The sequence below is a fragment of the Microcoleus sp. A2-C3 genome (genome assembly GCF_036706065.1).
Taxonomy (GTDB): Bacteria; Cyanobacteriota; Cyanobacteriia; order Cyanobacteriales; family Microcoleaceae; genus Microcoleus.
In genome coordinates this window covers 19,069-28,111 of record NZ_JAUBVX010000073.1, presented here as the reverse complement: position 1 = coordinate 28,111, position 9,043 = coordinate 19,069, and the positions used below count along the sequence as shown (strand labels likewise).

At 46.5% G+C, this 9,043-nt stretch carries 8 protein-coding genes; 4 read left to right on the top strand and 4 right to left on the bottom strand.

Annotated elements, in window-relative coordinates; translation table 11 throughout:
- Positions 1-403: 403 nt before the first annotated feature.
- The 4 genes from QUB66_RS27080 to topA all read right to left on the bottom strand — a co-directional run bounded on the left by QUB66_RS27080 (position 404) and on the right by topA (position 5,654).
- Positions 404-652 (bottom strand): DUF4926 domain-containing protein, encoded by a 249-nt coding sequence (locus tag QUB66_RS27080; RefSeq protein ID WP_332970400.1) that lies wholly within the window; start codon positions 650-652, stop codon positions 404-406.
- A gap of 17 nt (positions 653-669) precedes the next feature.
- Positions 670-1,419, bottom strand: coding sequence for a HEPN domain-containing protein (locus QUB66_RS27075; RefSeq protein WP_332970399.1), 750 nt, complete (start codon positions 1,417-1,419; stop codon positions 670-672).
- Entirely contained in the window at positions 1,403-2,473 is a 1,071-nt protein-coding gene (locus QUB66_RS27070; RefSeq protein WP_332970398.1) for a ParA family protein, read from the bottom strand. The genes QUB66_RS27075 and QUB66_RS27070 overlap by 17 nt, the downstream gene beginning before the upstream one ends.
- 463 nt (positions 2,474-2,936) lie before the next feature.
- Entirely contained in the window at positions 2,937-5,654 is a 2,718-nt protein-coding gene (gene topA / locus QUB66_RS27065; RefSeq protein WP_332970397.1) for a type I DNA topoisomerase, read from the bottom strand.
- A gap of 650 nt (positions 5,655-6,304) precedes the next feature.
- Here topA and QUB66_RS27060 point away from each other — a divergent pair.
- From QUB66_RS27060 to QUB66_RS27045, 4 genes are all read left to right on the top strand, one after another.
- Positions 6,305-6,709 carry a hypothetical protein gene (locus QUB66_RS27060; protein WP_332970396.1) on the top strand — a complete coding sequence of 135 codons (405 nt, stop codon included), beginning with the start codon at positions 6,305-6,307 and terminating at the stop codon, positions 6,707-6,709.
- Positions 6,710-6,814: 105 nt separating this feature from the next.
- Entirely contained in the window at positions 6,815-7,324 is a 510-nt protein-coding gene (locus QUB66_RS27055) for a GNAT family N-acetyltransferase (RefSeq protein WP_332970395.1), read from the top strand.
- Positions 7,325-7,740: 416 nt separating this feature from the next.
- Positions 7,741-8,085, top strand: coding sequence for an anthrone oxygenase family protein (locus QUB66_RS27050; protein WP_332970394.1), 345 nt, complete (start codon positions 7,741-7,743; stop codon positions 8,083-8,085).
- Between the two features lie 30 nt (positions 8,086-8,115).
- Positions 8,116-9,024 carry an aminoglycoside phosphotransferase family protein gene (locus tag QUB66_RS27045; RefSeq protein WP_332970393.1) on the top strand — a complete coding sequence of 303 codons (909 nt, stop codon included), beginning with the start codon at positions 8,116-8,118 and terminating at the stop codon, positions 9,022-9,024.
- The last annotated feature ends 19 nt before the right edge of the window (positions 9,025-9,043 follow it).

Sequence of the window (9,043 nt, the reverse complement as noted above, 5' to 3'; positions counted from 1 at the left end):
CACAAACGAACATAAATTTGATTTCCCAAAAATCCATCAGTACACCTATACATAGAAAATGATTTAGGATTGCTATACATGGATAGTCTGGATTATATCATGAAAACGAAAGGATTACTTTAGAAATGGCGGAGCTACTTATGCACGGCCCGATCGCAAAAACCGGATTTTTTACCGAATCTGTCTGCTAAAACAAATTATTTTCGCAGTTTTTTCGTGAAAGTCGATCGCCCGTATGGCCTTTTTGGTGGCCCAGGAGATTTTAGACCAGCGCGAGGTCAGGGATAGGGTGGGTTTGTGCGATCGCGCAAACGCGCGTTAAGTTGTTTAATCCGCGCACTCAACAATGGTCACAATATTTTGCTTGGAGTGAAGACGATTGAACCCGACAGTTGAATGAATATTAACCAGCTTTTGCCAAAGAACGAACTGTTAAGATTTCATCAGGGCGTAAAACTTCTACAGTAGAGATGGGGACTGCTATGACTGTCAGAGACTCACCAACAGCATTAAATATTTCCAACAGACAGCCCTCTTCACCACCACTAGGATGTGAAACAAAATCAACCAGTGTTGCAATATCTCCTGCTTTGAGTTGATATTCGGGTAAGTCACGGGTTAAAGCAACTTCCTGATATAGCTCTAGGGTCATGTCAAGTCTCCTTAGATTCACAGAACTTGATGAATACTCTCAACAATCTGCTCAATAAAATCTACTGCATCGCCAACAAGCCTCTCATCAATATTCCATCTATCTCCGATGTTGAAAGTTGGATCTATATCAGCTTCATGAGCAATCTTATTTCTCCTATCGACTATCGAATTGAGTTGTTGCTTAATATCTTTTGCTGGTTTGCTTATCTTATTAGCCACATCATCCCACAACTTTTTGTCTGAAATATATCTGATTGCATCAGCAATTTTGTCTGCTTGCTGGAAGCTCTGATATCCTAGACGTTCCCTAATCTCATCCTCCAACCAAGAGGCATTATTCAGCCTTTTCACAACGCTACTTGATATTGCAGGGATTAAGGCTGCAACCGTATAAGATTGTTGGAGAAAAGCAGAACCGTGAGTTTGTTCAATTTCAGTTTCCAGCCATGAGGCAATATCAATCGCCGCTAATCGCTCTTGACGAGCACCACCCAACGACACTTGAAAACGTGAGAATGCTGACTGAGTAGTATTTGCTGAAGGCGTTGGTTCCGAACGTTGTCCTCGATGAATTTCTAACATTCCTAATGTCACAACCTCATGCACGTAATAATCCAACGCGCTCACTGCAAGAACTAGCGCGGCTCGTAGCATATCTGACACATCTAGCGCACCAGTAGCTTGAGCTTTAACGGAATTATGAAGGGCAATTAGGTCTCGGACGCGACGAATGCTAATACGAAATTGGTCAAGCGCTGACTGCATATACGGAGCTTTCTGAACTTAATGCAATGATGTTATCTGCCAAGTCTGAAAAAGTTTGTCTAAACTCTTCCAGCTTCTTCTTGTTATGCTCCAAGACAATTCCTGATTGTCCCAATTGCTGAGGCGTTAAGGCATAAACTGGTGTTCGATGTTCTTGAGACAGAGCAATCAGACTGTTAAAATTTGAAATCTTGGCAAGGGAGAGGCTGTCTTGAAGTCCCAGATCCTGGTAAGCCTGGCTCGGCAGCATCATATTGCTTTGGCGTAGGGTTGGAATCAATTTGTTAGCAACAGTTTGCTCAATCTTCTCAATCCAGGTTTGGAAAGCAGCAGTTTCTTTGCCTCGAATGATTCGATAGTTCTGAACAACTATCCCTAAAAAACGTAGCGTGATATCAGGAAACGGATAATTTGCTTCTTTCAGGATTTGGAGCGAGCTTGCCGACTTTGCCCAGGCATACCATCTTGGCAAGACCTTAGCCAAAGAGTCGATTGCCATCATGGAGAAAAAGTCAGCAGTAGTAGGCACTAAAAAAAAGTCACTTATCATCAACACATTTTGATTAATTGATCCTAAACTTGGACTCATATCAATCAGCATATAATCTGCATTAAACTTAGTCGCTGTCTTTTCAAGCAAATCATTGATAGAACCTGGTAAATTCTTCAGAGTTTGAATTGAGCCACTTAATTCTTGAGCAATACCTAGTGTTACTTCATACTCAGCCAAACCAACATTACCAGGTAGAAGGAATAAATCATCCTGACCTTGTATTGGGATACAATCCACAGCTTCAATTGCTCTTGGTTGTGACTCAAAAGCGGGAGCGAGTCCTGTCTTTATGTTTGAGGTTGTATTGTAGATTTTTTGAATTCTGTCCTCATCATCCTCAGTTCCTTCTCCCAGAGCCATACCAGTGAGGTTACATTGTGGATCGGTATCCACAAGAATCACTCTTTTTCCTTTGGAAGCAAGCATCCAGCCTAGATTAAACGTAGTTGTAGTCTTACTAACCCCGCCCTTGTGGTTGAATAAGGCAATTTTCTGAACCATTGCATCAAGCCTTTGTGTAAATGTCGCGATCGCTGGTCATCCAAAATAGAACCCAGAAGGCGAAGAATTATTTCACCTCTAACCATAAGTATAACTTGGAGCCTTCAGGCGGGAGTCTTGTACCCAAAAAAACTAAGTTTCCACCCAATAATTTCAAAGTGGCTTCCATACACTTAAGCAGAGCAAGCTAACTAAGCGTTAACTCGCCAATGCGGACTCAACACCTCATATCATCTAAAAGTACCGCATATTTTGTATCCAGTCAAGCTCAACTCAAGAAAACTATCAAAATTTCCCCGTTGGTCGTAATGCCCTACTACACTCAAACCCAATTTGAAGGACTGAAATCCTTACTACAAACCTCAATTTGTCAAGTCTCTTACCAACAAAAAAAACCGGGCGGGCACGGGGGCACCGCCCCTACACCGTCCGGGTTTCTCGATGAGTGAAAACTAAACTAAATTCAAGTTGTCTTCTTCTTAGTGGCCGTCGCAGTCGCCGCCTTCTTAGTAGTCGTTTTCTTAGCAGTCGTCGTCTTCTTAGCAGTAGTTTTCTTCGCCGCAGTCTTCTCAGTTGCAGTCTCCGACTTCGCCGCAGTCTTACTAGACTTCTTCGACTTACTGCTAGATTTACCGCCGCCCGCCGCTTCCTTCGCTGCTAACAAATCCAGCGCTTTTTGTAAAGTGAAATTCTCCACAGATTCATCCTTAGCCAAAGAAGCATTGATATCGCCGTGTTTCACGTAGGGCCCATAACGGCCATCGTAAACATTCAACAGTTCTCCCGACTCTGGATGCGCCCCCAATTCCTTCAAAGGTGTCGCTGATTTACTGCCACGCACGGCTTTTGGCTGCGATAATAACTCTAAAGCCCGATCGATCTCGATCGTCAAAACATCATCCGGCGGCTTGATCGATCGATAATCCTTACCAACCTTACCCTGATCGTGAACAACATAAGGCCCGTACATCCCCAAATTAGCCTGCACCTTCGCCCCCGTCTCCGGGTGAGTTCCCAACAACCGAGGTAAAGTCAACAAACTCACCGCCATATCAACCGTCACGCTATCCTTATCAGTCCCCTTGGGTAAAGAAGACCGCTTAGGTTTCTTATTCGTTTCCGAAACATCCCCCAACTGAACGTAGGGGCCGTAATTGCCAACCAACACATAAATCGGTTCCCCAGTCTCCGGGTGAAGACCCAATTTTTCCGGGCCTTCCGTCTTTTGCTTTAACAGAAACTCCACTTTTTCCGGATCTAAATCAGCCGGAGTCAAATCTTGCGGAATCGATGCTTTCACCTGGCCTTCTTCGCTTTCAGCTTCCAGGTAAGCGCCGTATTTGCCGATGCAAACTTTCGCCGCAATATTCTCCAATACCACAGTTCGAGCAACTTTCGCGTCAATCTGACTTTCCTGTTCCTTAACTTGGGTAGCGAGTCCCATTTCCCCTGTATAAAACTTTTGCAAATACGGCAGCCATTTCGCCTCGCCGGTGGCAATTTCATCCAGGGTTTGTTCCATGCGGGAAGTAAAACCCGTGTCTACTAAATCGGGAAAATGTGTTTCCAATAAAGTAGTGACGGCGAAAGCAGTGAAGGTCGGAATCAGGGCGTTAGCTATTAATTTCGCATATCCCCGATCGACAATTGTACCGATAATACTCGCATAGGTACTCGGACGGCCAACCCCCTCGCTTTCCAGCATCTTCACCAGCGAAGCCTCCGTATAGCGGGCGGGAGGTTGAGTTTCGTGCCCCACAGCCTGCAAATCCTTGCAATTAGGCTTATCCCCCACCTTCAGCGCCGGCAAAATCACCTCTTGGTCTTCCAAGGCCGCATCTGGGTCGTCGGAACCTTCCACGTAGGCGCGCAAAAAGCCGGGAAAATCAATGCGTTTCCCGCTGGAACGGAAACCGGCATCTTCTACCTGAGTTTGTAGCGTGACGTGAGTTTGGCGAGAATCGGCCATTTGAGAAGCGACTGTCCGCTTCCAAATTAAATCGTAGAGGCGGAAGTCAACGCCACTCAATCCGGTTTGCTGCGGAGTCCGAAAACTGCTGCCGGCCGGGCGGATAGCTTCGTGGGCTTCCTGGGCGCCTTTGCTTTTCGTGGTGTATTTGCGCGGTTGGGGGCTGAGATATTCGCTACCGTACAGTTCTTGCACGCAACTGCGGGCGGCCGTAATCGCCTGTTCGGATAAATGCACCGAATCCGTCCGCATATAGGTGATAAAACCGCGTTCGTACAAACTTTGGGCAATTCGCATGGTTTCCCGCGCACCCAGCCTCAGCTTGCGGTTAGCCTCCTGCTGTAAGGTCGAGGTCGTAAACGGCGGCGAGGGTTTGCGGGTGACTGGCCGTTCTTCGAGATTGCTAACAGTCCAAGGTTTGTTTTGAATGCGCGAGAGTAAAGCCCTGGCTTGGTCTTCGTTGAGCAAAAGTACGCGGCGGCCTGCGATAATTTGTCCGGTATTTTCATCAAAATCGCTGCCGTTGGCAACTTTCACATTCCCGACTGTGACGAGTTTGGCATCGAAGGAAATTTTGCCCTTTTCCAAAACGGCTTTCAAATCCCAGTAGCTACCTTGGCGGAAGGCGCGGCGTTCCCGTTCCCGGCGTACCAACAGCCTGACTGCGACTGACTGGACTCGCCCTGCTGACAAACCCCAGGCGATTTTCTTCCACAGTAGGGGAGATAGGGTGTAGCCGACGAGTCGATCGAGAATTCGGCGAGTTTCCTGGGCCTGTACAACCCGATTGTCGATATCGCGGCAGTGAGTCAAAGCGTCGCGGATGGCTTCGCGGGTGATTTCGTGAAATACCATCCGCTTGATGGGGACTTTGGGTTTGAGGATTTGCAGCAAATGCCAGGAAATGCTTTCGCCTTCTCGGTCTTCGTCTGTGGCTAGAATCAGTTCTGTTGCGTCTTTGAGGGCGTCTTTGAGTTCTTTAACAATTTTCTTTTTATCTTTCGGGATGACGTAAAGCGGTTCAAAGTCTGCCTCCACGTTTACGCCTAGTTGCGCCCATTTTTCTCCTTTAACGGCTTCTGGTATTTCTTCGGCGGATGATGGGAGGTCGCGGACGTGGCCCATTGATGCCTCTACACGGTAGGTGGAGGGCAGGAAGTTGCGAATGGTACGGGCTTTTGTGGGAGATTCGACGATGACTAAAGTTGACATGGCATCTTTTATCTATGGATGGCGGCGCAGTTAGAGTGTCTAATTTACAGAGTGTAGGTCGGATGTCAAGGCTTATGGGTACTTTAGGGGGTTATTTTCAAACTACCTTAATTTTTAAGTTATTGCCGATCGGGTTGCAGGTGACAAGCTGATGGGATTTTACTGCTGTCGGCGCAGAGGCTGGGAACCCTTGTCTCTGGAAGATGCACGGGGATGTCCTGACTGACTGTAGCAGAATTGTTGGTAACTGGATGTTGAGACTGTTGGATGCGGGCGGATGGTTCCTCAATTTTAGATTTTAAGTTTTAGGTTTTAGATTGGGATAGATTTGATGGTTTCCCTGCAAAAAGACTAGAAGGGCGATCGACTATTTGACCAATTCTCGATCGATCGCCAGCTAACATCAGATATTGTGGGACTAATTTTTGATACGATTTTGGGAACGCCTTACAAATTTGCGTAAATCTTCGATTGATAACTCAACCGCAGATTTCAGGCAGATACACACAGATAAACGCAGATAATTTCATTCCGAGAAAAGCGATTGAGTGCCAGCATTCTCATATCTCTCAGGAACTCTCCGGCTCGTAACGATCGTGAAATCCAAACTCAGACGTTTCCTATTTATCTATCGCGTGAAGTAACTTTTTATGACATTAGAAGAACTACAACTAAAGCTAGCAGATATCAATCACTTGGTCGCTAGTTTTCAAACATCCGCTGCTTTAGAGAAATATTACTCCGAAGACATTGTGATGATTGAAGGTGATGGAACTGTTACTAAGGGTAAAGAAGCTTGCCGTCAAGGGAGAGAATATTTTTTCAAGGAGATGTTGGTTGAATTTAGAGAATCAAAATTAATTAGTCAAGACATTGCTGTTGCAGCAGAAAAAGATTATGACTTTGTAGTGATTGCTAATTGGTATAATGATTTCACGATTAAAATAGATGGTCAAATAATTGACACTAAGAGCAACCAGCTCTCGATCGGCTATTGGAAGGATGGCTTAGTGGTGAAAGAGAGTTATAATTATCCTGTTGTTTCCGTGATTTAGCGATCGCCCGATCGTTCATTCGCCCAATTGCCGATCGTCTATGAAAGAGGCGTTCTGCCGTTGTGTGACAGCAAAGCTACAACAAGTTTTACATTCAAAGAAGTGATGATCAACCTACGCCCCGCCACCCCCGCCGATTTGGATCTGCTGCGACGCTGGGATGAGCAACCTCACGTGGTTAATGCCGATCCTAATGATGATTGGGGTTGGGAGATAGAACTCGATCGCACTCCCGACTGGAGAGAACAATTGATTGCTGAACTCGATGGTCGGGCGATCGGATTTATCCAGATTATCGATCCGGCACTTGAGGATAGTCACTACTGGGGTGATGTTGCTGCTAATCTTCGCGCCATTGATATTTGGATTGGAGAAAAGACGGATTTGGGTAAAGGCTACGGCACACAAATGATGCAGCTTGCACTTGTTCGATGTTTCTCCGACTCTGCTGTGACGGCTGTACTCATCGATCCGCTTGCCAGCAATACCCGCGCCCACCGCTTCTACGAACGTTTTGGTTTCCAATTTGTGGAACCGCGACGGTTTGGTGATGATGATTGCTTTGTTTATCGCCTCAACCGAGCAGATTGGCACCAGGAACAGTCCCATAGCTGACTAAGGATGAAAACAATGCGATTTGTAATGGCGATCGAGCAAATTGGCTCGATCAAATATGCTGTTCACCACCTAACTTGGTGCATTCATACTTGACAGGTCAAAAAAAATGTATCATGTAACTTTACGAAAAAATAGAACGTTCTTCACTCACTGCCCGTGCAGTTGCAGTATCAATATTCATGGCTGCCAATTACGGTATAAATGTTGACGTTTTTCGTGTGGTTTCTGATGCCTATTTTGTCAAATTATAGGAGGGTAAGTTGATACCGCAACATCTAATTATTCAACAACATTTCGCATTGAAACTTTGCTCGGCACTGGGCTGCGGGCTGATAGCCGGAGTCTTTTTTGCCTTCTCAACTTTTGTGATGAACGCCCTTAGCCGGCTTCCCCCGACTCAGGGCATTGCGGCCATGCAATCGATCAATATTACAGTCATCAATCCGTTGTTTATGATTATGTTTCTGGGAACGGCTGCGGCTTGCATTTTTCTGGTTTTCTCCTCATTAAAGTGGCATCAACCAGGTACTATCTATTTGCTGATGGGTAGCTTGTTGTATCTCATCGGTACGGTGGGAGTGACGATCGCATTTAATGTACCGCTAAACGATGCGCTGGCGAAAGTCGAGCCTAGTAGCGCTGAGGGCGCGAAACTATGGGCTAGCTACCTGGTTAGCTGGACAATGTGGAATCACATTCGGGCGTTAGCAGCGTTTGTGGCAGCGGCATTGTTCGCGATCGCCCTCCGTTATCCTTAAAAAAGCGACAGTCAAGCTAATAAGACAAATATGGAGTTGCAGGGAAAACCGAGTTCAATAGGAACGCCGATATCCGAAATCGAAATAGATGCGGCCCTCGTCTACAGATTGTTAGAAAACCAGCATCCTGATTTGAAACACCTGCCGGTTCATCTCGTTGATTCTGGTTGGGATAATGCGATGTTTCGGCTGGGCGACGAGTTGTCTGTACGACTCCCGCGCCGCCAAATAGCAGCCGCACTAATCGAAAACGAGCAAACTTGGCTGCCGATTTTGGCCGATCAACTTTCTCTCCCTATTCCAACCCCTTGCAGGCTGGGCAAGCCAGCACAGGGTTATCCTTGGCGGTGGAGTATCTTGCCTTGGCTGCCCGGTGTAACTGCCGATCGACAGGAACCCCATGCCAATCAAGCAAAACGCTTTGCCTCTTTCTTGCGATCGTTGCACGTACCTGCGCCATTGAATGCGCCATCAAATGCCTTTCGCGGCGTACCGTTGCAGCAGCGGGCAGCTTCTGTTGAGGAACGGATGCAACGGCTAAACGCGAAAACTAACCTGATTAATGGAGAGATCGAGAATGCTTGGAATCAAGCTTTAAACGCGCCTGTTGACGTTGAGGCAACATGGCTGCACGGCGACCTTCACCCGGGCAATGTGCTGGTTGCCAACAGTGCGATCGCGGGGATTATTGATTGGGGCGACATGACATCAGGCGATATTGCGACAGATATTGCTGCTATTTGGATGCTTTTTGGCGATCAAAATGCACGCCAACGGGCGATCGTAGAATATGCAAATGCTTCGGAAGCAACACTGCAACGCGCCAAGGGATGGGCGGTACTTTTTGGTGTTGTGCTACTCGATACAGGGCTAGTTGATAACCCAAGGCACGCGCTAATTGGGGAGAAAATATTGCGCCGTGTTTCTGAGGATGGATAATATTATGTCCGGTCAATTA

Excerpts from the sequence above, each read along its gene's own strand:
- topA (WP_332970397.1), bottom strand. The coding sequence starts at position 5,654 with ATGTCAACTTTAGTCATCGTCGAATCTCCCACAAAAGCCCGTACCATT.
- QUB66_RS27070 (WP_332970398.1), bottom strand. The coding sequence starts at position 2,473 with ATGGTTCAGAAAATTGCCTTATTCAACCACAAGGGCGGGGTTAGTAAG.
- QUB66_RS27050 (WP_332970394.1), top strand. The coding sequence starts at position 7,741 with ATGCAATCGATCAATATTACAGTCATCAATCCGTTGTTTATGATTATG.
- QUB66_RS27080 (WP_332970400.1), bottom strand. The coding sequence starts at position 652 with ATGACCCTAGAGCTATATCAGGAAGTTGCTTTAACCCGTGACTTACCC.
- QUB66_RS27060 (WP_332970396.1), top strand. The coding sequence starts at position 6,305 with ATGACATTAGAAGAACTACAACTAAAGCTAGCAGATATCAATCACTTG.
- QUB66_RS27055 (WP_332970395.1), top strand. The coding sequence starts at position 6,815 with ATGATCAACCTACGCCCCGCCACCCCCGCCGATTTGGATCTGCTGCGA.
- QUB66_RS27075 (WP_332970399.1), bottom strand. The coding sequence starts at position 1,419 with ATGCAGTCAGCGCTTGACCAATTTCGTATTAGCATTCGTCGCGTCCGA.
- QUB66_RS27045 (WP_332970393.1), top strand. The coding sequence starts at position 8,116 with ATGGAGTTGCAGGGAAAACCGAGTTCAATAGGAACGCCGATATCCGAA.